At 47.2% G+C, this 23339-nt stretch carries 24 protein-coding genes; all 24 read left to right on the forward strand.

The features are described from left to right. Nucleotides 1–192: 192 nt before the first annotated feature. The 24 genes from C1S73_RS15345 (at nt 193) to C1S73_RS15460 (ending at nt 23328) form a co-directional block, all read left to right on the forward strand. Nucleotides 193–2199, forward strand: a complete 2007-nt coding sequence (locus C1S73_RS15345; protein WP_038872119.1) for a flagellar hook-length control protein FliK — start codon at nt 193–195, stop codon at nt 2197–2199. A 39-nt stretch (nt 2200–2238) separates the two neighbouring features. Next, entirely contained in the window at nt 2239–2739 is a 501-nt protein-coding gene (gene fliL / locus C1S73_RS15350) for a flagellar basal body-associated protein FliL (protein WP_038872085.1), read from the forward strand. 7 nt (nt 2740–2746) lie between these two features. Beyond that, nucleotides 2747–3793: a flagellar motor switch protein FliM gene (gene fliM / locus C1S73_RS15355; RefSeq protein ID WP_038872083.1), complete on the forward strand. Its 1047-nt coding sequence runs from the start codon at nt 2747–2749 to the stop codon at nt 3791–3793. 97 nt (nt 3794–3890) lie between these two features. Continuing rightward, nucleotides 3891–4301: a flagellar motor switch protein FliN gene (gene fliN, locus C1S73_RS15360; RefSeq protein WP_005438697.1), complete on the forward strand. Its 411-nt coding sequence runs from the start codon at nt 3891–3893 to the stop codon at nt 4299–4301. A 1-nt stretch (nt 4302) separates the two neighbouring features. After that, complete coding sequence (fliO, locus tag C1S73_RS15365; protein WP_038872081.1) at nt 4303–4716, forward strand: flagellar biosynthetic protein FliO; 414 nt, start codon at nt 4303–4305, stop codon at nt 4714–4716. After that, on the forward strand, nt 4703–5572 hold the full coding sequence (gene fliP, locus C1S73_RS15370) for a flagellar type III secretion system pore protein FliP (protein ID WP_038872079.1): 870 nt from the start codon (nt 4703–4705) through the stop codon (nt 5570–5572). The genes fliO and fliP overlap by 14 nt, the downstream gene beginning before the upstream one ends. Before the next feature lie 28 nt (nt 5573–5600). Beyond that, nucleotides 5601–5870, forward strand: coding sequence for a flagellar biosynthesis protein FliQ (gene fliQ / locus C1S73_RS15375; RefSeq protein ID WP_005380488.1), 270 nt, complete (start codon nt 5601–5603; stop codon nt 5868–5870). Nucleotides 5871–5878: 8 nt separating this feature from the next. Then, nucleotides 5879–6661 carry a flagellar biosynthetic protein FliR gene (gene fliR / locus C1S73_RS15380; protein WP_038872076.1) on the forward strand — a complete coding sequence of 261 codons (783 nt, stop codon included), beginning with the start codon at nt 5879–5881 and terminating at the stop codon, nt 6659–6661. A gap of 9 nt (nt 6662–6670) precedes the next feature. Next, nucleotides 6671–7801, forward strand: coding sequence for a flagellar biosynthesis protein FlhB (gene flhB / locus C1S73_RS15385; protein WP_038872074.1), 1131 nt, complete (start codon nt 6671–6673; stop codon nt 7799–7801). Between the two features lie 239 nt (nt 7802–8040). Continuing rightward, nucleotides 8041–10140: a flagellar biosynthesis protein FlhA gene (gene flhA / locus C1S73_RS15390; RefSeq protein ID WP_038872072.1), complete on the forward strand. Its 2100-nt coding sequence runs from the start codon at nt 8041–8043 to the stop codon at nt 10138–10140. 28 nt (nt 10141–10168) lie between these two features. Beyond that, nucleotides 10169–11680, forward strand: a complete 1512-nt coding sequence (flhF, locus tag C1S73_RS15395; RefSeq protein ID WP_038872070.1) for a flagellar biosynthesis GTPase FlhF — start codon at nt 10169–10171, stop codon at nt 11678–11680. Nucleotides 11681–11694: 14 nt separating this feature from the next. Further along, a complete protein-coding gene (locus C1S73_RS15400; RefSeq protein ID WP_038872069.1) occupies nt 11695–12582 on the forward strand; it encodes a MinD/ParA family protein in 888 nt (295 codons plus the stop codon). Beyond that, a complete protein-coding gene (locus tag C1S73_RS15405; protein ID WP_038872067.1) occupies nt 12575–13309 on the forward strand; it encodes an RNA polymerase sigma factor FliA in 735 nt (244 codons plus the stop codon). Before C1S73_RS15400 ends, C1S73_RS15405 begins: the two co-directional genes overlap by 8 nt. 45 nt (nt 13310–13354) lie before the next feature. Next, on the forward strand, nt 13355–13723 hold the full coding sequence (gene cheY, locus C1S73_RS15410; RefSeq protein ID WP_017635949.1) for a chemotaxis response regulator CheY: 369 nt from the start codon (nt 13355–13357) through the stop codon (nt 13721–13723). 119 nt (nt 13724–13842) lie between these two features. Then, nucleotides 13843–14583 (forward strand): protein phosphatase CheZ, encoded by a 741-nt coding sequence (locus C1S73_RS15415; RefSeq protein WP_038872065.1) that lies wholly within the window; start codon nt 13843–13845, stop codon nt 14581–14583. 9 nt (nt 14584–14592) lie between these two features. Next, entirely contained in the window at nt 14593–16842 is a 2250-nt protein-coding gene (locus tag C1S73_RS15420) for a chemotaxis protein CheA (RefSeq protein WP_038872063.1), read from the forward strand. Between the two features lie 29 nt (nt 16843–16871). Further along, a complete protein-coding gene (locus C1S73_RS15425; protein ID WP_038872061.1) occupies nt 16872–17987 on the forward strand; it encodes a protein-glutamate methylesterase/protein-glutamine glutaminase in 1116 nt (371 codons plus the stop codon). Between the two features lie 8 nt (nt 17988–17995). After that, nucleotides 17996–18775, forward strand: coding sequence for a ParA family protein (locus tag C1S73_RS15430; RefSeq protein ID WP_038872059.1), 780 nt, complete (start codon nt 17996–17998; stop codon nt 18773–18775). Beyond that, a complete protein-coding gene (locus C1S73_RS15435; RefSeq protein ID WP_102778956.1) occupies nt 18765–19952 on the forward strand; it encodes a chemotaxis protein CheW in 1188 nt (395 codons plus the stop codon). The genes C1S73_RS15430 and C1S73_RS15435 overlap by 11 nt, the downstream gene beginning before the upstream one ends. 35 nt (nt 19953–19987) lie before the next feature. Further along, entirely contained in the window at nt 19988–20482 is a 495-nt protein-coding gene (locus C1S73_RS15440; RefSeq protein WP_038864816.1) for a chemotaxis protein CheW, read from the forward strand. A gap of 14 nt (nt 20483–20496) precedes the next feature. After that, the gene (locus C1S73_RS15445; protein WP_038864814.1) at nt 20497–20988 is read left to right on the forward strand and encodes a DUF2802 domain-containing protein; all 492 of its coding nucleotides are present in this window, start codon (nt 20497–20499) and stop codon (nt 20986–20988) included. Nucleotides 20989–21187: 199 nt separating this feature from the next. Next, nucleotides 21188–21805, forward strand: a complete 618-nt coding sequence (gene ccmA, locus C1S73_RS15450; RefSeq protein ID WP_038864813.1) for a cytochrome c biogenesis heme-transporting ATPase CcmA — start codon at nt 21188–21190, stop codon at nt 21803–21805. Nucleotide 21806: 1 nt separating this feature from the next. Then, nucleotides 21807–22475, forward strand: a complete 669-nt coding sequence (gene ccmB / locus C1S73_RS15455) for a heme exporter protein CcmB (protein WP_038864811.1) — start codon at nt 21807–21809, stop codon at nt 22473–22475. Between the two features lie 109 nt (nt 22476–22584). Then, nucleotides 22585–23328: a heme ABC transporter permease gene (locus C1S73_RS15460; protein ID WP_038864810.1), complete on the forward strand. Its 744-nt coding sequence runs from the start codon at nt 22585–22587 to the stop codon at nt 23326–23328. The last annotated feature ends 11 nt before the right edge of the window (nt 23329–23339 follow it).

Below are 23339 nucleotides of genomic sequence, written 5' to 3' on the forward strand. Positions count from 1 at the left end.
AGCCGTTTCTTCTAAGGTTGATCTTGATTCCATCATTCAATCTGGCCTGATGAGCGTCAGAAAACTCACGTTATGCGTTGGCGTGATTTTTGCAATTCTATTTGCCAAACGGGTTCTCCAATCACCTAATTTTGCCATGCAAGGCAATCCGGCAGCGGAATGACTCACGCTGACGATAACGAGAGTGTCTATATGAATGTGAATTTGTCGAATGTTTCTGCAACCAGTAAGTCATCGATTTCCGATGCGTCTTCAAAAGTTGATGCAGAAAACCCTGAAAGCAAAGGTTTTTTTGAAACCTTAGCTGGGGTATTTACGGATTCACAAAAAGCAGAAAAGGCAGTCGCGAAGTCTGACACGCCAGAAGCATCAACAGAAATTGAAAGCGAAAGCCTGAAAGTGGCCTCGACAGGCTCCGAAGGTGAGAGCCAAGAAAAAGTCACAACAGAAGGTGAGAAGACCACGTCAGCCGAATCGGCCGATGCGTTGTTGATTCAAGGCGAGACAAAGGCAACAAGCGATCAAGATAGTAAAGCGACGCCTGCAGACTCTGATGTTGACACTGTTGGGGTAAATTCATCGGTTTCACAGAGCGGCAGTGAAGTCCCTGTTAATACAAAATTTGATTCTGGCCACGCAGGGCATACGTCCGTGGTGGTGAGTGAGACTCAAAAGAACATATCCGATACCCAAGTACAGAGTGATAACGTAAAGAGTGCGATGGGAGAAGGTCAACAGTTGCTTGGTCGAATTGAACAAGCAAACCAAGCGCTAAAAACTAATGAGTCTTTAGTTGATAGCGGCAAAGCATTGCCACCAGAGGCAGCATTTGCAGCAAAGTCAATGATGACAGTGGATGGTAAGCCGTTATCACCAGAGCAAAAGATCGAACTAGCACCGTCAAATACGTTACCGCAAGGTGAGATTACCGTGTCGAAACAAGGTGAAACGGTGACTTTGGATGCCGACGGTAAACCAATTGGCCCACACCCTAAGACAGAAGCACAAATTGATTGGAATTCACCAAACACTCAAGTCATGCATGCAGAAGCAACCGTAAACGCGACGACGCAAGCTGCGGTTAACGGCCAAGTTGTCACACAAGGTGCGCAGCCGGTTATTGGATCTGAGGCGTTTCAACAAACCTTGTCCGCCGACGCTGAAACGATTGACGTAAAACGCATCTCTATCGATGAACTACACGTCATCGATACAAAGTTAGCGCAAGGAAAGCCGCTTTCTAAGCAAGAGAACGATATCATTGAAGGGCTAAAAACGGGCGAACTTATTGCGGATATTCCAGAGCAAGAGTTGGCTCAGTTTGTTGCCTTTCCGAGTGATGTAAAAGTCGCAATGGCAGAACATCAAGCAGCTCAACACAATTCTAGAACGGTTGCTTCAACGGTGACCGCTCAGCAAGCGCATCAACTTGCCGCGCAGGAACTAAAGCATACGACCGCACAAGTGAACGCTCAAACTGCAGCAACGCCAAATGTCGATAAAGCTGCAATGTCTGTGATGCCAGAGGCACTAGCGGCTTCAACGATGAATCCTGTGAATCAAGCAGCATCGAGTGCTGAATTGAGTAAGAAGGTCATGAATGCTGGCCTTGCTGCTGGCGCATTAAAAGGTGCTGCGAATAAGCAAGATAAACCGGAACCACAACCTAGTTTAGCGGGACAAATTCAAGCGGCAGCAGGTCAACAAGGTATGACAGGCCAGCAACAAACAAGAGTGGATGCCGCTCAGCAAGCTCAGTTGCCGTTGCAACTAACCAAAGAGCTGGCGAATGATCAAGTCGCTGAGAAAGTGCAAATGATGATGTCGAAGAACTTAAAGAACCTCGATATCCGTCTTGACCCACCAGAACTTGGTCGTATGCAAATCCGCATGACAACGAACAACGATCTTGCCAACGTTCATTTTACGGTAGCAAACCCACAAGCACGCGACTTGATTGAACAAACACTGCCTCGTCTAAGAGAAATGTTGGCGCAGCAAGGCATGCAACTGGCGGATTCTTCAGTGCAACAACAAAGCAGTGGTCAGCAGCAAGGTGGCTATGCGAATGCGGATCAAAATGGTCAAAGCGGACAAGGTCGTGGATTTTCTGGCCAGTCAGATGAAAACTTTGATGCCGACGTGAATCTTGATTTGAATGTGGCCTCAAAGCGTGATGGAATTAGTTTTTACGCATAAAATAGCGGCCTAGAAAAAGCAGAACAATAAGAGACAGTAATGGCAGAAGAACAGCTACAAGGTGTTGATGCACCGAAAGGAAAAGGCAAACTACTGGTCATCATCATTGCGGTAGTGGTGTTGCTTATCGGTGGTGGTGCAGCAGCCTTCTTTTTAATGGGTTCTGACGAGCCTGCGCAAGCCGCTCAAACTCAGCAAGCGCAAGCCACGACCGCTGCAGAGCCCATTGCTTACGTTAACATTGCACAACCGTTTATTTTTAACGTGACGGGTGACCGTCGCGACAGACTGGTACAAATCAAAGCACAGCTGATGGTGCGCGGTAGTGAAAATGAGCAATTAGCTCGTTACCACTCCCCACTAATTGAAAGCTCTTTGTTGTCGACTTTCGCATCGGCAACCGTAGAGCAGCTTCGTTCACCTACGGGTCGTGTGGAACTGCGAGATCGCGCTTCAGACGACATCAAAGCGGCATTGAACGCGGCAGTTGGTAAGCCAGTGATTGAGAAAGTACTGTTTACAGATTTTGTAATTCAATAGGTAAAACGTGACCGATCTATTAAGCCAAGACGAGATTGATGCGCTCCTGCATGGGGTTGACGATGTTGATGACGTCGATGAACCCATAGATGCCGGCGACGAAAGTGCCGTTAGTTTCGATTTCTCGTCTCAAGACAGGATTGTCCGTGGTCGGATGCCGACGCTCGAACTTATCAATGAGCGCTTTGCACGACACATGCGAATCAGCCTGTTTAACATGTTGCGTAAAACCGCTGAGGTGTCGATTAACGGCGTACAGATGATGAAATTTGGTGAATACCAAAATACGCTGTACGTTCCGACCAGTTTGAATATGGTGCGTTTTCGTCCACTCAAAGGCACAGCCTTGATCACCATGGAAGCACGTTTGGTGTTTATCTTGGTTGAAAACTTCTTCGGTGGTGATGGTCGTTTCCACGCCAAAATCGAAGGCCGAGAATTCACGCCAACCGAACGTCGCATCATTCAGCTTCTGCTGAAAATTGTTTTCGAAGATTACAAAGAAGCGTGGTCGCCAGTGATGGGGGTGGAATTTGAATACCTCGATTCTGAAGTGAACCCAAGCATGGCAAACATCGTGAGCCCGACCGAAGTGATTGTCGTGAGTTCATTCCACATCGAAGTTGATGGCGGTGGCGGTGACTTCCACGTAGTGATGCCTTACTCCATGGTTGAACCAATCCGCGAACTGCTTGATGCAGGTGTGCAATCCGACAAGATGGAAACTGACGTTCGTTGGAGCTCTGCTTTGCGCGAAGAAATTATGGATTGCCCGGTTAACTTCCGTGTGAACTTGTTAGAGAAAGACATCTCTCTTCGCGATTTGATGGAACTGCAGCCGGGTGATGTTATCCCGATTGAAATGCCAGAACACGCGACTATGTTCATCGAAGATTTGCCGACTTACCGTGTGAAAATGGGGCGTTCTGACGACAAGCTTGCCGTGCAAGTTTCTGAAGAAATCGAGCGTCCACACGTAGTCAAAACCGATTTAGCCTTCTTGGGTAAAGACATCATGTCTGAACTTGAGAATGACGACGATACAAACGATTAAAAATCCTTGCTAAAACAAGCCGCCAAGATGTCTCTCTCAATGTCATTGGTGACGAGACTCAAAAAGGTGTAAGCAAGGCTTAACACAGGACAGAAAAATGGAACCAAGTGACGATCAAAAGCTAGCAGACGAATGGGCAGCCGCTCTTGGCGAAGACCCGTCTGCACCTTCAATCGATGTTGATGAGATATTGGCAGCGCCACTGGAAGAGTTAAAAGATACTTCTGCTCCAATTACGGAAGATGAGCGTCGTAAACTCGACACCATCATGGATATCCCAGTGACCATCTCGATGGAAGTGGGTCGCTCGCAAATCAGTATCCGTAACCTGCTGCAATTGAACCAAGGTTCGGTTGTGGAACTTGACCGTCTAGCTGGTGAGTCATTAGATGTATTGGTTAACGGTACTTTGATTGCTCATGGTGAAGTCGTTGTCGTCAATGACAAGTTTGGTATTCGTCTGACCGACGTGATCAGCCAAACTGAACGCATTAAAAAGCTGCGCTAATATGAGCAGTTCAATCAAAACGCGATTGAAGCAAATTACAGGAGCACTCGGCTTAATGCTGAGTGCTCCTTATGCATTTGCAGCCGCGCCAACGAGTCTAGATTTAGCAACCACGTTAGGTTCTTTAGTGCTTGTGATTGGTGTGATTTTATTACTGGCTTGGTTGCTAAAACGCATGCAAGTTCCAGCTATGGGGCAACAGAAAGGGCTGCGTATTGTCAGTCAGTTACCAGTCGGCACCAAAGAGCGCATTGCGGTTGTTCAGGTTGGTGAAGAACAGTTCTTGGTTGGCATTACAAGCCAATCTATCCAAACCTTGGCCAAGCTTGAAACGCCATTGAAAGAGGAAGCGTTGGCGACCAGCGCATTTGCTAGTCAATTTAGCCAACTGATAAAAAAACATGACAAAGGATAATTCAATCCGCCTGATGCTGAGCACCTTTATGTTGCTCATTGGCGTGCTGTTTTCTTCGCTTTCTTTTGCACAAGCAGAGGAATCATCATTGCCTGCCAATCTAGCGCAGGGCGACAGTGTGACGGTTAAGGCAATGGAGGGTGAGTCAGGCTCAAGCCGCAGTATGTCGGTGGGTAATGGTGGCGGTATTCCTGCCTTTACCATGACGACCAACGCCGACGGCAGTGAAGACTATTCAGTGACGTTACAGATTCTTGCCTTAATGACCATGCTTGGCTTCTTGCCTGCGATGGTGATTTTGATGACGTCGTTTACCCGTATTGTGGTGGTGATGTCGATTCTGCGACAAGCCATGGGTCTACAACAAACGCCTTCTAACCAAGTCATCATCGGTATCGCGCTCTTCCTGACTTTCTTTATCATGTCGCCTGTTTTGAATGAGATTAACGATCAAGCGGTTCAACCCTATTTGAATGAGCAAGTGACGGCTCGTGAAGCCTTCGACGCTGCACAGGCGCCGATGAAAGCTTTTATGCTCAAACAAACTCGCATCAAAGATTTGGAAACCTTCGTGACCATGTCAGGTGAAGAAGTGACCAACCCAGAAGATGTCTCGATGGCGGTCTTGATCCCAGCTTTCATTACCTCTGAACTTAAGACTGCATTCCAGATCGGCTTTATGCTGTTCTTACCATTTTTGATCATCGACCTGGTTGTTGCTTCTGTTTTGATGGCAATGGGTATGATGATGCTATCGCCAATGATCGTATCGCTGCCATTTAAGCTGATGCTGTTTGTGCTGGTGGATGGGTGGAACTTGATATTGTCGACACTTGCCGGCAGTTTTGCCCTTTAGATTGGCCACAGAGAGAAGAGGGTAAGACATGACTCCAGAAATGTTTGTCGAGCTTTTTCGTGAGGCACTTTGGATGGTGCTGATCATGGTGTGTGCCATCATTATCCCCAGCTTGCTTATTGGTCTAGTCGTGGCGATTTTCCAAGCGGCAACCTCCATCAACGAACAGACGCTGAGTTTCTTGCCGCGTTTGATTGTCACTTTGTTGGCTCTGATGTTGTTCGGCCACTGGATGACGCAAATGCTGATGGAATACTTCTACGGCCTGATAGAACGCTTACCACAGGTGCTCTACTAGAGGCGCGTATGGAGTATCCAACTCATATCGTCCTAGACTGGATCGCAAACTACTTCTGGCCCTATACCCGTATCTCTGCCATGTTGATGGTGATGACGGTAACCGGGGCACGCTTCGTCTCGCCTCGAATTCGCTTATACCTTGGCTTAGCGATCACCTTCGCGGTTGCGCCTGCTATTCCCGCTGTGCCACAAGACATTGAATTGCTCTCTTTCCGTGGTTTCATGACCATCGCTGAGCAAATCATTATTGGCGTTGCCATGGGCATGGTGACTCAATTTATGATCCAAACCTTTGTTCTGCTTGGTCAGATCCTCGGTATGCAATCGAGCTTGGGTTTTGCCTCCATGGTTGACCCTGCGAATGGACAGAACACGCCACTGCTTGGTCAGCTCTTTATGTTTTTGGCAACTATGTTCTTCCTTGCCACCGATGGGCACTTAAAAATGCTGCAGCTGGTGGTGTTCAGTTTTAAAACCTTACCAATTGGTTCTGGCTCATTAGGAAGTGTCGACTTCTATGAGATGGCGAGTTGGCTAGGCATCATGTTTAAAACGGCATTGAGTATGTCTTTATCTGGCATCATCGCATTGCTTACCATCAACTTATCATTTGGTGTAATGACGCGTGCTGCACCGCAGTTGAATATTTTCTCACTCGGTTTTGCATTCGCTTTGATGGTGGGCTTGCTGCTTTGTTGGTACATTCTGGCGGGTTTATATAGCCATTATGAATTGTTCTGGGCTGTGGGTGAGGAGCAGATTTGTAACCTCATTCGCTTGAATTGCTAGGAGGCTGGATTGGCAGAGTCAGACGGTCAAGAACGCACCGAAGAAGCCACCCCCCGACGGTTACAACAAGCCAGAGAGAAGGGGCAAGTTGCTCGATCTAAAGAGCTCGCATCCGCCTCTGTGCTGATTGTGGGCGCGATCGCCTTAATGTGGTTTGGTGATGCTTTAGCACGCTCACTGTTTTCTATCATGAGCCGTTTATTTGATCTCAAGCGAGAAGAGATCTTTGATACTGCAAAGTTGTTTGATATTGCGTTTGGCGCGATGACAGATTTGCTGTTTCCACTGTTTTTGATTCTCATCACCTTGTTTGTTGCTGCCATGATTGGAGCCGCAGGGGTCGGGGGCATCAGTTTTTCTGCTGAAGCGGCAATGCCAAAACTGTCCAAAATGAACCCGCTTAGCGGTTTAAAACGTATGGTTGGTATGCAGAGTTGGGTGGAGCTTATCAAGTCCATCCTGAAAGTCGCACTTGTTACGGGGATGGCAATATACCTCATTCAAGCCTCACAAGCGGACTTGATTCAACTCAGTATGGATGTGTATCCGCAAAACATTTTCCATGCTTTGGATATCCTACTCAACTTCATTTTGCTTATCAGTTGTTCGTTGTTAATTGTGGTCGCGATCGATATTCCCTTTCAGATCTGGCAGCATGCCGATCAACTTAAGATGACCAAGCAAGAGATTAAAGACGAATACAAAGAGACCGAAGGCAAGCCAGAAGTAAAAGGGCGTATTCGCATGTTGCAAAGGGAAGCCGCACAGCGTCGAATGATGGCGGATGTCCCGCAAGCGGACGTTATCATTACCAACCCTGAGCACTTTTCGGTAGCACTGCGCTATAAGCAGAAAACGGACCGTGCGCCTGTAGTGATCGCCAAAGGTACTGACCACATGGCGATGAAAATCCGAGAAGTGGCGCGCGAACATGACATTACCATTGTACCCGCTCCACCACTGGCGCGTGCGCTTTATCACACCACCGAATTAGAACAAGAAATACCCGACGGACTGTTTACTGCCGTTGCACAAGTTCTCGCATTTGTGTTCCAGCTTAAGCAATATCGCAAACGTGGCGGTCAGCGACCTAAGATCCAAGATTACGATTTGCCAATCCCACCGGAACATCGCCACTAATGAAAATAATTGCATGGGTGAAGTAGACAAAAATTCGCATTAGATCAAAGGATTGTGATTTCTTTGAGCGATTAGTCATTATTTTGGCGTTAATCATGGTACACACATTGCTTATAACGCGTTAATCAACAACAATACCTAAACTTTTAGGCTAAAGCCGTCGCGTAGTACTCATTATAAGCGTTTAATTACTGCTTTCAGTTACGTGATGCTCCAGACCGATTGAGACACCTCGCAGTATGAAGTTAAGCCTGCCATTTGCAGATAAATTGCCAAAGATCCCACAGCGTTCCATGCCTGCCATTGGTGCGCCTGTTATGGTACTGGCCACCCTTGCGATGGTGGTTTTGCCTATTCCTGCGTTCCTGCTGGATTTATTCTTCACCTTTAACATCGCCTTAGCCATGGTGGTGTTGTTAGTGACCGTTTACACACGTCGTCCACTCGACTTTGCTGCATTCCCAACTGTACTGCTTATTGCAACCTTATTGCGCCTTGCATTGAACGTGGCGTCTACGCGTGTGGTACTTCTTTACGGTCATGAAGGGGGCAACGCCGCTGGTAACGTAATCGAAGCATTTGGTAACGTTGTGATTGGCGGTAACTACGCCGTGGGTTTGGTCGTGTTCCTAATCTTGATGATCATTAACTTTATGGTGGTCACCAAAGGTGCGGGTCGTATTTCTGAGGTAAGTGCTCGCTTCACACTGGATGCCTTACCGGGTAAGCAGATGGCGATCGATGCAGACTTGAACGCCGGTTTGATTGACCAAGACCAAGCACGCATACGCCGTTTTGAAGTGACCAAAGAAGCCGACTTCTACGGTTCAATGGATGGTGCGTCTAAGTTTGTTAAAGGCGATGCGATTGCCGGTATCTTAATCCTGTTCATCAATATCATCGGCGGTTTGTCGATTGGTATGGCACAGTATGGTTTGGGCTTCTCTGAAGCGATGCAAATCTACACGCTCCTGACCATTGGTGACGGCCTGGTGGCACAAATTCCATCGTTGCTACTGTCTATCGCTGCAGCGATGATGGTAACGCGTCAAAATACTGATGAAGACATGGGTGAACAGCTGATTTTCCAGATGTTCGACAACCCGAAAGCCCTCATGATCACCGCTGCCATTCTTGGTGTGATGGGTATCGTGCCTGGTATGCCGCATTTCTCGTTCTTGTCATTAGCCGCTGTTGCTGGTGGTGCTGCTTACTGGCTTGATAAGAAGCAAAAACAAAAAGCCAAAGAACCGGCCTTACCCGCCAAAGCGGAAGATGGCAGCGAACCCATTTCTCAACGCGAATTGTCATGGGATGATGTACAACCAGTCGATATCATCGGTCTGGAAGTGGGCTACCGTTTGATCCCATTGGTGGACCGAGACCAAGGTGGCGAACTGCTTGAACGTGTGAAAGGCGTGCGTAAAAAGCTCTCTCAAGACTTCGGTTTCCTTATTCCTGCGGTTCATATCCGCGACAACCTAGAACTGACCCCAAACAGCTATCGTATTACCTTGATGGGCGTTGCTGTTGGTGAGGCCGAGATTCGTCCCGACCAAGAACTAGCTATTAACCCTGGCCAGGTTTACGGCATGATTGAAGGCGAACCAACCATGGACCCAGCGTTCGGTCTTGAAGCGGTTTGGATTCGTGAAGAGCAACGTGAACATGCACAAGCTCTTGGTTATACCGTTGTTGATTCTTCAACTGTATTGGCGACGCACCTAAGTCAACTACTCACCAACAACGCATCACAGCTGATTGGTCATGAAGAAGTACAGAACCTATTGGAAATGCTTGGTCGTAGCGCACCTAAGTTGGTGGAGAACTTCGTTCCTGATCAACTGCAATTAGGTGTGGTGGTCAAAGTGCTACAAAACCTACTTAACGAAGCCATCCCTATTCGCGATATCAGAACCATAGTGCAGACCTTGGCCGAGTACTCGAGTAAGAGTCAAGAACCTGACATTTTAACGGCAGCGGTGCGCATTAGCCTGAAGCGACTAATTGTTCAAGAAATCAATGGTATAGAACCAGAGTTGCCGGTGATAACACTCATTCCTGAACTGGAACAAATATTGCATCAAACCATGCAGGCATCTGGGGGCGAATCTGCGGGCATAGAACCGGGGTTAGCCGAGCGACTTCAGTCCTCTCTGAGCCAAGCGACACAAGAGCAAGAACTGAAAGGTGAGCCTGCGGTTCTGCTGACGTCTGGCGTATTGCGTTCCACACTGGCGAAGTTTGTTAAGAACACAATACCTAACCTCCGCGTACTGTCTTACCAAGAAATACCGGACGAGAAACAGATCAGAATTGTGCAAGCCGTGGGTAACTGATCCCGCGCATCATTAATGGATTCATAGTTTGAAGATTAAACGATTTTTTGCCAAAGACATGCGAACGGCGCTGCTCCAAGTGAAAGAAGAACTTGGTGCCGAAGCGGTGATCATGTCGAATAAGAAAGTGGCGGGCGGTGTCGAGATCGTTGCGGCAATAGATGGTGAGTCCAATGTGGCACCGTCTTCGCAAGCGCAGTCGCTTCCTAATCGCAGCGCAGCTCAATCGAATCGTTATAGCGAACCTCGTCAAATGTCATCATCCGCGTCTGAGCGTTATCAAGATCGCCGTTTAGATGAAGACAGAATCAGCCTAAACGCGAACAATGAAAAATCAGGCTCGATGACAAAACGTTTCGCGAACATGCTCAAGCAATACAGTGGCGGTGCCGCTGAGTCAGATGACCACGTAGCGGAAAATGAAGATTCGCTATCGGCATTGTTGCAACGCCAAAATAAGCATCGTGAAAGCTATAACCAAGAAAAGCCAGCGCCTTACCAACCAGACTCACCCTTGGCGAAGTTGATTGCTCAAGACAGCCGTTTTGAGCGTCCTACGCCAAAGTTGGACCCAACCCGCTACGATCGCCGTCGTCCCTCGGATGAGCGTGAAGAAGCAGCGGATGAGCTGGAGAACATGCGAGAAGAGATGACATCAATTCGTCGTCTGCTTGAGCACCAAGTCTCTGGTTTGATGTGGCAAGAAGTTGAGCGCCGTGAGCCTCTAAGAGCCATGCTGATCAAACGTTTAGAGCGAATGGGTGTGTCCCCGGAGCTTGCGGATCAAATGGCATGCTATATCCCAGAAGACACTAAACCAGCGCGAGCGTGGAAAGCACTACTTTCTCTTGTTGCAGATCAAATCACGATTCCAAAACAAGATATTTTGAAGCGTGGTGGCGTGGTTGCACTGCTTGGCCCGACAGGAGTGGGTAAAACCACGACCGTTGCGAAGCTGGCAGCACGTGCGGCGATGGAGTTTGGTGCCGATAACGTAGCCCTTGTGACAACAGATACATATCGCATAGGTGCACATGAGCAGCTCTCAATTTACGGAAGAATTATGGGTTGTCCCGTAAGAGTTGCTAAAGATTCTAACGAGTTAGCCGATGTTATATATCAGCTACGAAACAGAAGACTGATTTTGGTCGATACGGCAGGGATGGGGCAGCGAGATGTAAGGCTCTCTGAACAGCTTGATACCCTGATGCAAGAGAGCGGTGAAGTGATTCACAGCTACCTTGTTTTGCCAGCTACCGCTCAACGTCGGGTTTTGCAAGAAACACTGGATCATTTCCGACGCATTCCGCTGTCGGGCTGTATTTTGACTAAGCTTGATGAATCATTGAGCTTGGGTGAATTTATCAGCGTCGTGATTCAGAATGCGATGCCAGTGGCATACATCGCCAATGGTCAGCGCGTGCCAGAAGACATTGTGATAGCACAACCAAAATACATGATTGCGAAAGCAAATGAACTGTTAGAGAAGTCGACAGAGAACGAACCTCACTTTTGGAACAGTGACAGCGAAGGACTCTAGGGCGGCGGACTACTATGACTGAGAATATGATACACGATCAAGCAAGCGGCCTCCGTCGCTTAACACAACCATCATTGACTAAAGTAATTGCTGTTACTGGCGGCAAAGGTGGTGTGGGTAAATCAAACGTAACACTGGGTCTGGCGATCTGTATGGCTCGCCAAGGCAAGAAGGTGATGGTTCTCGATGCTGACCTAGGTCTAGCCAATGTTGACGTTATGCTCGGAATCCGTTCAAAACGTAACCTTGGGCATGTCCTTGCGGGTGAATGTGAGCTAAAAGATGCGATTGTTGAAGGCCCTTATGGTATAAAGATAGTCCCTGCAACTTCTGGCACACAAAGCATGACCGAGCTATCTCCTGCTCAACATGCTGGACTCATCCGTGCATTTGGTAGTCTTGAAGAAGAAATGGACGTACTGCTGATTGATACAGCAGCGGGCATTTCTGACATGGTGATTAGTTTTTCACGAGCAGCTCAAGATGTTGTGGTTGTTGTCTGCGACGAGCCGACTTCTATTACAGATGCCTACGCATTAATCAAGTTGTTGAGTAAAGAACACCAGGTCCAACGCTTCAAAGTTGTTGCAAATATGGTCAGAAGCTACCGTGAAGGCAGAGAATTATTCGCAAAGTTGACGCTAGTCACAGAGCGCTTCTTGAATGTCAGCCTTGAACTCGTAGCATGTATTCCATTGGATGACAAAGTTCGACAAGCCGTTAAACGACAAAAGATCGTTGTGGATGCATTCCCTCGTTCTCCAGCGGCTTTAGCAATCAGCTCATTAGCGAGCAAAGCACTAACGTGGCCACTGCCGAAAACACCAAGTGGACACCTAGAGTTCTTTGTTGAAAGGTTGCTAAATCGTACTGAATTCACAGAGGACCCTTTTGGTGAATAAAGCGATTACCTACGACCAACATGGCAAGTTTAATAGCCAGCAGGCGTTCATTGAACGTTATTCTGTGTTGGTCAAGCGTATTGCTCATCACCTGTTAGGCCGTTTACCGCCGAGTGTTCAGGTAGAGGATTTAATTCAGGCCGGCATGATCGGTCTTATCGAAGCTCAGCAGAATTATGATGGTTCTAAAGGTGCGAGCTTTGAAACTTATGCAGGTATCCGTATTCGCGGTGCAATGTTAGATGACATTCGCAAAGGCGACTGGGTACCTCGTTCTGTTCATAAAAATAATCGTGAAATTAACCAAGCGGTAGCGGAGCTGGAAGGCATCTTAAATCGCGACCCGTCTGACTCTGAAGTCGCAGCGCATCTTGGTATGACACTAGATCAATACCACAGTGCGTTGACCGACATAAATTGTTCAAGGTTAGTGGGTATCGAAGATTTAGGTGTTTCTGATGACGTGATTTCACCAGCGGACGAAACCGATGACTGCAACCCATTTAAGGGCGTAGCTGATGAATCGTTTCGAAAAGCACTGGTTGAATCAATAAAACAGCTTCCGGAGCGTGAAGCTTTGGTACTTTCGCTTTATTATGACGAAGAACTCAATTTGAAAGAGATTGGCGATGTGTTGGGCGTAAGCGAATCTCGCGTAAGCCAAATACTGAGTCAAGCGATGCAACGTTTACGCACCAAGCTCAGTGCGTGGACACAAAATGACTAAACACACTGATTTTACGATTCAGTGGAGGCAATTTTGAATAAAAACATGAAGATCCTTATTGTTGACGATTTCTCAACAATGCGCCGTATTGTTAAAAACCTGCTTCGTGACTTGGGTTTCAATAACACTCAAGAAGCGGACGACGGTTTAACTGCATTACCAATGCTGAAAAAAGGTGACTTCGATTTTGTTGTAACTGACTGGAATATGCCAGGTATGCAAGGCATCGACTTGCTTAAACACATCCGTGCAGATGCAGAATTAAAGCACCTTCCTGTTCTTATGATCACAGCAGAAGCTAAACGTGAGCAGATCATTGAAGCAGCACAAGCAGGCGTTAACGGCTATATCGTTAAGCCATTTACCGCTGCAACACTAAAAGAAAAATTAGATAAAATTTTCGAACGTTTATAACTCTCTCTTTTTCTTTGTTACTCGAGTCATCACTCCTAATACCTAATACAAAAGGGTGGCTCGGTTGACGCTCAAAAAAGCAAAAGAAAGCACTAAACGTAAAAAAGGGTCTATTCAGGATGATCTCACTAGAGCAGGCGAAGTCGCTCGTTCAGATGCTAGAAAACGGGGAACAGGACCAAGCTAACACGCTTGTTGCCTCGATATATGAAGGCGACGGGAATCCGATGCTTAAAGAAATCGGAACATTAACCCGTGACCTTCATGATTCACTTAAGCAGTTCAACCTCGATCAGCGCATGACAGAAATTGCAAAAGCCGAGATACCGGATGCAAGAGACCGTCTGCAATATGTGATTGATAAAACTGAACTGGCAGCAAACAAAACGATGGATGCGGTTGAGTGCTGTTTACCTATCGCTGATAACCTGCATGAGTGCCTTCAACAAGTTCGACCTCAGTGGAACGAACTCATGCACGGACGCATTGAATTAAGCGATTTCAAAACACTTTGTCACCGTATCGATGAACTATTAGTTCAAGTCGAAGGTGACAGTACTGAGTTGCGCGGTCAACTGACCGAAATTCTTATGGCACAGGACTTCCAAGACTTAACGGGTCAAATTATTCGCCGTGTGATCACGCTTTCTAATGAAGTGGAAGATCGCTTGGTTGAGATCTTGACCGTCTTTTCTGCAAATAAACCAGAAGAACAGACTCAAGTTTTGCCAGAACCGTCAGATAAAAAGATTAAACAATCAAGCGAAGCTGAAGGCCCTATTCTGAATCCGGAACTTAGGGAAGATGCGGTTTCATCGCAGGACGAAGTCGACGATTTGTTGTCCAGTCTTGGATTTTAAAGGTAACGTATGAGCTACGATTTAGACGAAGATATTCTTCAGGACTTTCTCATTGAGGCTGGAGAAATCCTAGAGCTGCTGTCTGAGCAGCTGGTTGAACTGGAAAATAACCCAGAAGACAAAGATCTCCTAAACGCGATTTTCCGCGGCTTCCACACCGTAAAAGGTGGTGCTGGTTTCCTATCATTAGCAGAGCTGGTTGACACTTGTCACGGTGCTGAGAACGTGTTTGACGTGTTAAGAAACGGTCAGCGTTCTGTATCGCCAAGCTTGATGGACACCATGTTAAAAGCGCTGGATACAGTCAATACGCAATTCCAAGCGGTGCAAGATCGTGAGCCACTAGATGCGGCAGATCCAGCATTGTTGGAAGAGCTTCACCGTTTGTGCAAACCAGAGTCAGAAGACGAGGTTGTTACGGTCGCAGAAGCACCAGTTGTAACGCCAGAGATTCCTGAACCTGCTATCGAGCAACCTGCTGCGCCAGTAGAAGCAAGCACAGCTCCGGTGAGTGTTGGGTCCGTGGATGAAATTACTCAAGACGAGTTCGAGAAACTGCTTGATGAACTGCACGGCAAAGGCTCAGCACCAGGTGCATTAACGCCTGTACCGGCTGCTCCTGCAACGCCTACTCAATCGAATGCTCCGGCAACCGATAGCGGTGATATTACTGACGATGAGTTCGAGAGGTTGCTCGACGAGCTACATGGTGTTGGTAAGAGCCCATCTGCTTCTGAAATTGCTCCAGTTGAGCCGCCAAAAGCGGCAGAACCTGCTGCGCCAGCAGGCTCTGCATTTTCGAACGACAGCGATTTGATGACGGATGAAGAGTTTGAAAAACTCCTCGACGAATTGCATGGTTCAGGCAAAGGTCCTTCTCTTGAAGAGCTCGATTTTGCGACTAAGCCTGCATCAGCAAACGTTGTCCCAGAAGCGCCAAAAGCGGAACCCGCTCCAGCTCCTCAACCAGTTCCAGTAGCGGCTGCGCCTTCTCCTGCACCTGCTTCTGCTCCTAAGCCAGAAGCAAAACCGGTTGCGGTAAAAGAAGAAGCGAAAGCGCCAGCGGTTAAGAAACCACAAACAGAAGCTACTGTACGTGTTGATACTTCGACGCTAGACACCATCATGAACATGGTTGGTGAGCTTGTATTGGTGCGTAACCGTCTACTAAGCCTGGGTTTGAACAGCAACGACGAAGAAATGTCGAAAGCGGTAGCAAACCTAGACGTCGTGACTGCAGACCTTCAAGGTGCAGTGATGAAAACGCGCATGCAGCCAATCAAGAAAGTATTTGGTCGTTTCCCACGCGTTGTTCGCGACTTGGCGCGTAACCTAAATAAAGACATCGTGCTTGAAATGCGCGGTGAAGAAACCGACCTAGATAAAAACCTAGTAGAGGCGCTAGCGGATCCATTGATCCACTTGGTGCGTAACTCGGTTGACCACGGTATTGAAATGCCAGACGACCGCGCGAAAGCAGGTAAATCTCGTACTGGTAAAGTTATCCTATCTGCGTCACAAGAAGGCGATCATATCGAACTGGCTATTGTTGATGATGGCGGTGGTATGGATCCGAACAAACTTCGTGGTATCGCCGTGAAACGCGGCATGATGGACGAAGATGCGGCTGCGCGCCTGTCTGACAAAGAGTGTTTCAATTTGATCTTTGCTCCTGGTTTCTCGAGCAAAGATAAGATTTCTGATATCTCAGGTCGTGGTGTTGGTATGGACGTGGTAAAAACCGCGATCAATACACTAAATGGCTCTATCGATATTGACTCTGAATTAGGTAAGGGTACGAAGATTACGATCAAAGTACCGCTTACATTGGCAATTCTACCGACGCTAATGGTTGGCGTTGGCGGCCACCCATTTGCACTACCTTTGGCTTCTGTTAACGAGATCTTCCACTTAGATCTTAGCCGCACGAATGTGGTAGATGGCCAGCTGACTATCATCGTACGTGATAAATCTATTCCACTGTTTTACTTGCAGAACTGGTTGGCTTCTAAGTCTCCACGAGTACAAGAGCGTACGGGGCACGGTCATGTTGTTATCGTACAGATCGGCAGCCAACGTGTTGGTTTCGTGGTGGATACGCTTATCGGCCAAGAAGAAGTGGTTATCAAGCCATTAGACAATCTATTGCAAGGCACGCCAGGTATGGCAGGTGCGACTATCACGAGTGATGGCCACATCGCATTGATTCTTGATGTGCCAGACCTACTTAAGCAATATGCTGCGGCTTCACGCATTTAAGCGAAGCTGGGGTTTATAAAAGGAATAAAATGGCGATTAAAGTACTAGTCGTTGATGATTCGAGTTTTTTCCGTCGTCGCGTAAGCGAAATCATCAACTCAGAATCGCGCCTAGAAGTGATTGACGTTGCGGTTAACGGCAGAGAAGCGGTAGAAAAAGCCAAATCTCTCAAACCTGACGTCATCACGATGGATATTGAAATGCCAGTCATGGACGGTATTACTGCCGTTCGTGAAATCATGGCTGCGTCTCCCACGCCAATCCTGATGTTTTCGTCCCTGACGCATGATGGGGCGAGAGCGACACTTGATGCACTAGACGCTGGTGCGTTGGATTTCTTACCGAAGAAATTCGAAGACATCGCACGTAATCGCGATGAAGCGGTATCGCTGCTCCAACAACGAGTGATCCAAATTGCTTCCAAGCGTGCGTTTATGCGCCGTCCTATTGCGAAACCAGCGGCGACAACGGCTAATTCGACAACACGTCCTTTAGCATCTCGTTCAGCTACGCCAATGGCATCTGCACCAAGTCGCTCTATGGCTGCGAAATTCCGCGCGTCTGGTAAGAAGTATCAGTTAACGGCTATTGGCACTTCAACCGGTGGCCCTGTTGCGCTGCAAAAAATTCTAACTCGCTTACCTGTAAACTACCCGCACCCAATCGTGCTTATTCAACATATGCCAGCGACTTTTACCGCGGCGTTTGCGAGTCGTCTAAACACGCTATGCAAAATCCAAGTGAAAGAAGCGCAAGATGGTGATGTGTTGCAAGCTGGCGTTGCTTATCTTGCCCCAGGCGGCAAACAGATGATGGTTGATGGTCGTGCTGGTGCTGCTCGTCTTCGTATTATTGATGGTGGCGACCGTATGAACTACAAACCTTGTGTTGACGTAACGTTTGGCTCGGCGGCAAAAGTCTACGGCGACAAAGTCTTGTCGATGGTACTGACTGGCATGGGTGCTGATGGTCGTGAAGGCGCGCGTATGCTGAAATCGGCTGGCTCAACTATTTGGGCTCAAGACGAAGAAAGCTGCGTCGTCTACGGCATGCCTCAAGCGGTTGCGAAAGCGGGTATATCCACTGAAGATTTACCTCTCGACCGTATTGCTGAGCGCATGCTGGTCGAAGTCGGCTTAGCGTAGGAAAAATCATGATCGTTTGGAGTGTAGCAAACCAAAAAGGTGGGGTAGGCAAAACGACATCAACAGTGACGTTAGCAGGCCTATTAAGCCAAAAAGGCCATCGTGTCTTAATGGTGGATACGGACCCACATGCGTCACTGACCACGTACCTTGGTTATGATCCTGATGCTGTGACGTCGAGCTTGTTCGACCTTTTTCAGCTCAAGACGTTTACTCGTGAGACGGTAAAACCGTTGATCGTAGAAACGGATCTTGACGGCATGGACATTATCCCTGCGCACATGTCATTAGCCACGCTCGACCGTGTAATGGGCAACCGCAGCGGAATGGGGTTGATCTTAAAGCGAGCTCTACAAGCCGTTGCTCAAGATTATGATTATGTGCTGATCGACTGTCCGCCAATTCTTGGTGTGATGATGGTGAACGCACTAGCAGCGAGTGATCGCATTTTAATTCCGGTACAGACTGAATTTTTGGCCATGAAAGGTTTAGAGCGTATGATTCGCACGTTAACCATCATGCAAAAGTCTCGTCCGGGCGGGTTCAAAGTGACTATCGTGCCGACTATGTACGATAAGCGTACGAAAGCTTCGTTGCAGACGTTAACACAGCTGAAAAAGGATTATCCGAATCAGGTGTGGACCTCAGCGGTACCGATTGACACGAAATTCCGTGATGCAAGCTTGAAGCACCTGCCAGCATCGCATTTTGCTTCTGGTAGCCGTGGCGTGTTTGCATACAAGCAACTGCTAATTTACTTGGAGAGGCTAGCGTTCGATGAGCAATAACGACGTACTTTCCAGTGAACAAGCACTTGATGATTACTTCAGTGCTTTGCTTGGCGAAGAGGTCGAAGTTATTGAGCAAGAAGAAGCACTTGACTTGCTCGCTCAAGAACTATCATCTGCAGAGCCAGAGCCAGAGCCAGAGCCAGAGCCAGAGCCAGAGCCAGAGCCAGAGCCAGAGCCAGAGCCAGAGCCAGAGCCAGAGCCAGAGCCAGAGCCAGAGCCAGAGCCAGAGCCAGAGCCAGAGCCAGAGCCAGAGCCAGAGCCAGAGCCAGAGCCAAAATTGCAACTGCATTACGCTGAACCCGAGTCTTACCAATACAGCGAAATGTATTCCCCAGCATTGGAAGCGCCCAATCTGGAGGATGTACAACGATTATTAAGCCAGCTTGAATCTACAAATGTCGTAGCAGAGTTGGATATCGATGACATTCTGGAACAAAACACCATTGATATAGCTGCAGAAGCAAAGTCAATCGTACAAGAACCAGTAATCGAAGTCGAAGCGGCGGTTGAAGCCGTGGAAGAAATCCAAGAGTGGGACATTGAAGAAGATTCAGTGCCTGCGATTGAGATTGAACAACCCGAACCAATCAGGGTTCAACCAGAAGCTGAAGTGGTTGAACCAAAGTTTGATGCCGATGTGGAAATTGAACAACGCATCGAGACAGAAACAGAGCTGGAGACCGAAGCGGGAGCAAAGCTTCCTGATGCTTGGGAAAGCACTCAACGTAGTGAAGACTTTCAAGTGTTGTACTTTGATGTAAACGACGTGACGTTCGCTGTACCGCTTGATGAGCTTGGTGGCATTCATCGCATCACAGAGCTCAATCACTTAATCGGTCGACCTGCTTGGTATTTGGGTTTACAAACCAGTCGCGAACAGCAATTTGATGTCGTAGACACTGCAAAGTGGGTGATGGCAGATAAGCTTCGTGATGAAGACTACAAAGAGAATTACCAATATGTCGTCATGCTTGGTGAAAGCATGTGGGGGTTGGCAAGTAACCAGTTAATGGGAACTGAAACACTCAATATCGACAAAGTCCGTTGGCGTGAACAAGCCGGCAAACGCCCTTGGTTAGCGGGTATGGTGAAAGAAAAAATGTGTGCTTTAATTCATGTCCAAGCACTTATAGACATGCTAAACGCCGGTTTAGATGTAAAATCACTGAATTAGATTTTGGTCGGGAACGACATTAACGAGGATTAACTATGTCTCAAGCTTTTGAAGTTGAAGTGAAGAAAGATACATCGAACGACGAAGTTCTTCAGTGGGTGACGTTCCAACTTGAAGAAGAAACTTATGGCATCAATGTGATGCAAGTTCGTGAAGTGCTTCGCTACACAGAAATCGCTCCAGTTCCGGGTGCGCCAGATTACGTACTAGGTATCATCAACCTGCGTGGTAACGTGGTTACCGTTATTGATACTCGCTCTCGTTTTGGCTTAATGGAAGGCGAAGTGACTGACAATACACGTATCATCGTGATTGAGTCTGAGCGCCAAGTTATCGGTATCCTAGTCGACAGCGTTGCTGAAGTGGTTTACCTACGTTCTTCTGAGATCGATACAACCCCATCTGTAGGTACTGACGAAAGCGCTAAGTTCATTCAAGGCGTAAGCAACCGTGATGGTAAACTGCTTATTCTTGTTGATTTGAACAAGCTACTAAGCGATGACGAATGGGATGAGATGGCTCACCTATAATTGGCTGATGAATCATGGCTGAAGAAACCTTCCTATCTTTGCCGCTATTTGCAGGCGGCTTGGCTTTTGTATTTCTGATTCTGCTTTTAATGCAGTTACGCGTGCGTGCTGGCTTACAAAAGCAAATGGATCAGCAGCGCGCTCATGCGCGAAATGCTGAGAAAGAAGTACAAAAGCTGAACAAACAACTGTTGGAAGTGCGTTCTGTGGTGGTTGGTTTAGGCCAAAAAGTCACTGAACAACAAGATGTAATTCAACATCTTAATGAACGCATTCGCGAACTAGAACACGCAGATACAGACGGAAGACTGTATAGTCGCGCTTCAAAAATGGTTCAACTTGGTGCTGATATCAACGAGTTGATTGAAGAGTGTGAATTGCCGAAAGCGGAAGCTGAATTAATGCTGTCTTTGCAGAAGAAACTTGCAGGGAAAGAGAAAATTCCACCACTAAGCAGTCAACCCTTTGATGACCCGACTTATCCACCTCGTGGAAGACGTCGATAAAAGATGAAAAAAGAAGCTTCGGCTTCTTTTTTTATTTTTAAAATAAAAACTTATAATCACTTATGGTTAATTTTATTAAAATGTGACTATAAGTTAACAAAAACTCACGAACTTACATACATCATCGCTTTCTTATCCTGTTTTGTCACAACTAAGCTGTGTTAATATAGCCGCTCATTCATTTTTTAGTTGAAGCCCTATGTTAGAAGTCTCTAACCTAACTGCGATCCGTGACGAAAGGGTCCTGTTTGAAAACCTGCAATTTGAAATTAAGCCTGGTGAGCTTGTCCAAATAGAAGGACGAAACGGCACAGGTAAAACGACATTGCTGCGAATCATTATCGGGTTAGGGGACAGAGAAGAGGGCATCATCAAATGGAAAGGCGAAATCACGGAAAAATCTCGTGACGTCTTTCATCAAGACTTGCTCTTCCTTGGGCATCAAACTGGCGTAAAACGCGAGTTGACGGCATTCGAAAACCTACGCTTTTATCAATCTATTCACAATAACCGTTCTTCTGATGACGAAATCTTTGCTGCATTGACTCAAGTTGGTCTTGCAGGTAGAGAAGATGTGCCTGTAGCACAACTTTCTGCCGGTCAGCAACGACGTGTTGCGCTTGCTCGATTGTGGTTGAGTAAACAAATTCTATGGATTTTAGATGAGCCGTTGACGGCAATTGATAAACAAGGTGTGAAGGTGCTTGAATCATTGTTTGCAAATCATGCTGATAATGGTGGCATCGTTATTCTGACTACACACCAAGATATGTTTGCAGATAGCTCTAAACTTAGAAAAATAAAATTGGGTGATTAGTATGATTTCGTCCATGACCACCATTATCCGCCGTGAGTTGTTGATTGCATTTCGTCGTCAGGCAGACATCCTGAACCCGCTGTGGTTCTTCATTATCGTGATCACACTTTTCCCTCTTAGCATCGGTCCAGAGCCTAATTTGTTAGCACGTATTGCAGCTGGCATCGTTTGGGTTGCTGCGTTGCTGTCTGCCTTATTATCATTAGAGCGTCTATTCCGTGATGATTTTCAAGACGGTGCGCTAGAGCAAATGATGCTGATGCCAATTCCGTTGCAACTTGTTGTGATTTCTAAGGTCATAGCACATTGGTTGTTAACTGGATTGCCGCTAATTCTGATTAGCCCATTATTGGCGATCCTGCTTTCTCTTGATTTCAATACTTGGTTGTCTGTGGTTTTGACACTCGCGATCGGAACTCCGACGCTAAGTTTTATCGGTGCCATTGGTGTGGCGCTGACAGTTGGGTTACAAAAGGGCGGCGTTCTTCTGAGTTTGCTTATTCTGCCGCTCTACATCCCAATTCTGATTTTCGCTACATCCGCGATTGATGCTGCAGCATTAGGTATCGCGTATAACGGACAACTGGCTATTTTAGGGGCCATGTTGATGGGGGCTGTCACCCTCACCCCGTTTGCTATCAGCGCAGCGCTAAGAGTTAGTGTTAACTAACTCAGTAAAGTGCGGATTAAGCGACGTTTGATCAAAGAATTATTATTAAAGCACTGCTACGGTCTCGACCCTCTAGACAGTGTCCCTGAAGTAAGAGTGAGAACTTAACATGTGGAAATGGCTACATCCTTATGCCAAGCCTGAAGCAGCTTATCACCTAAGTGGTAAGTTTCTCCCTTGGTTTTCTGTTTTGGCCCTCGTATGCCTGTCGGTTGGTACCGTATGGGGGCTTGCGTTCGCGCCTTCGGACTACCAGCAAGGCGACAGTTTCCGAATCATTTATATTCACGTGCCTTCAGCCATTTGGTCGATGGGTGTTTACATGTCGATGGCCATTGCCGCATTTATTGGCTTGGTTTGGCAGGTTCGCCTTTCAGAAATGGCCGCACTCGCCATGGCACCAATTGGTGCAGTGTTTACTTTTATCGCTTTGCTTACTGGCGCGGTGTGGGGAAAGCCAATGTGGGGCACTTGGTGGGTATGGGATGCACGCCTAACCTCAGAACTCATTCTTCTATTCCTATATCTTGGTGTTATTGCGCTGTACCACGCGTTTGACGATCAGAAAACCGCCGCAAAAGCCGCTGGTATTCTTGCGATTGTTGGCGTTGTTAACCTACCTATCATCCACTTTTCTGTGGAGTGGTGGAACACGCTACACCAAGGCGCAACCATTACGAAATTTGAAAAGCCATCCATTTCATCCAACATGCTTTGGCCGCTGTTGTTGAACATCTTTGGCTTTGCGTTCTTCTTTGGTGCAGTGACTATGGTGCGTTTCCGTAATGAAATCATCAGTAAAGAAAGTCACCGTCCTTGGGTTCGCAAACTCGCATCTGAAAAAACTCAGTGAGGTAATTAATC

The sequence above is a fragment of the Vibrio jasicida 090810c genome, assembly GCF_002887615.1.
Classification (GTDB): domain Bacteria; phylum Pseudomonadota; class Gammaproteobacteria; order Enterobacterales; family Vibrionaceae; genus Vibrio; species Vibrio jasicida.

What these genes read in the sequence shown, in the direction of transcription:
- C1S73_RS15415 (WP_038872065.1), top strand. Translation starts at nt 13,843, where the DNA reads ATGATCTCACTAGAGCAGGCGAAGTCGCTCGTTCAGATGCTAGAAAAC.
- fliQ (WP_005380488.1), top strand. Translation starts at nt 5,601, where the DNA reads ATGACTCCAGAAATGTTTGTCGAGCTTTTTCGTGAGGCACTTTGGATG.
- C1S73_RS15445 (WP_038864814.1), top strand. Translation starts at nt 20,497, where the DNA reads ATGGCTGAAGAAACCTTCCTATCTTTGCCGCTATTTGCAGGCGGCTTG.
- C1S73_RS15345 (WP_038872119.1), top strand. Translation starts at nt 193, where the DNA reads ATGAATGTGAATTTGTCGAATGTTTCTGCAACCAGTAAGTCATCGATT.
- C1S73_RS15420 (WP_038872063.1), top strand. Translation starts at nt 14,593, where the DNA reads ATGAGCTACGATTTAGACGAAGATATTCTTCAGGACTTTCTCATTGAG.
- fliR (WP_038872076.1), top strand. Translation starts at nt 5,879, where the DNA reads ATGGAGTATCCAACTCATATCGTCCTAGACTGGATCGCAAACTACTTC.
- ccmA (WP_038864813.1), top strand. Translation starts at nt 21,188, where the DNA reads ATGTTAGAAGTCTCTAACCTAACTGCGATCCGTGACGAAAGGGTCCTG.
- C1S73_RS15460 (WP_038864810.1), top strand. Translation starts at nt 22,585, where the DNA reads ATGTGGAAATGGCTACATCCTTATGCCAAGCCTGAAGCAGCTTATCAC.
- C1S73_RS15425 (WP_038872061.1), top strand. Translation starts at nt 16,872, where the DNA reads ATGGCGATTAAAGTACTAGTCGTTGATGATTCGAGTTTTTTCCGTCGT.
- C1S73_RS15400 (WP_038872069.1), top strand. Translation starts at nt 11,695, where the DNA reads ATGACTGAGAATATGATACACGATCAAGCAAGCGGCCTCCGTCGCTTA.
- flhA (WP_038872072.1), top strand. Translation starts at nt 8,041, where the DNA reads ATGAAGTTAAGCCTGCCATTTGCAGATAAATTGCCAAAGATCCCACAG.
- C1S73_RS15430 (WP_038872059.1), top strand. Translation starts at nt 17,996, where the DNA reads ATGATCGTTTGGAGTGTAGCAAACCAAAAAGGTGGGGTAGGCAAAACG.
- fliL (WP_038872085.1), top strand. Translation starts at nt 2,239, where the DNA reads ATGGCAGAAGAACAGCTACAAGGTGTTGATGCACCGAAAGGAAAAGGC.
- ccmB (WP_038864811.1), top strand. Translation starts at nt 21,807, where the DNA reads ATGATTTCGTCCATGACCACCATTATCCGCCGTGAGTTGTTGATTGCA.
- cheY (WP_017635949.1), top strand. Translation starts at nt 13,355, where the DNA reads ATGAAGATCCTTATTGTTGACGATTTCTCAACAATGCGCCGTATTGTT.
- C1S73_RS15440 (WP_038864816.1), top strand. Translation starts at nt 19,988, where the DNA reads ATGTCTCAAGCTTTTGAAGTTGAAGTGAAGAAAGATACATCGAACGAC.
- fliO (WP_038872081.1), top strand. Translation starts at nt 4,303, where the DNA reads ATGAGCAGTTCAATCAAAACGCGATTGAAGCAAATTACAGGAGCACTC.
- C1S73_RS15435 (WP_102778956.1), top strand. Translation starts at nt 18,765, where the DNA reads ATGAGCAATAACGACGTACTTTCCAGTGAACAAGCACTTGATGATTAC.
- fliN (WP_005438697.1), top strand. Translation starts at nt 3,891, where the DNA reads ATGGAACCAAGTGACGATCAAAAGCTAGCAGACGAATGGGCAGCCGCT.
- fliP (WP_038872079.1), top strand. Translation starts at nt 4,703, where the DNA reads ATGACAAAGGATAATTCAATCCGCCTGATGCTGAGCACCTTTATGTTG.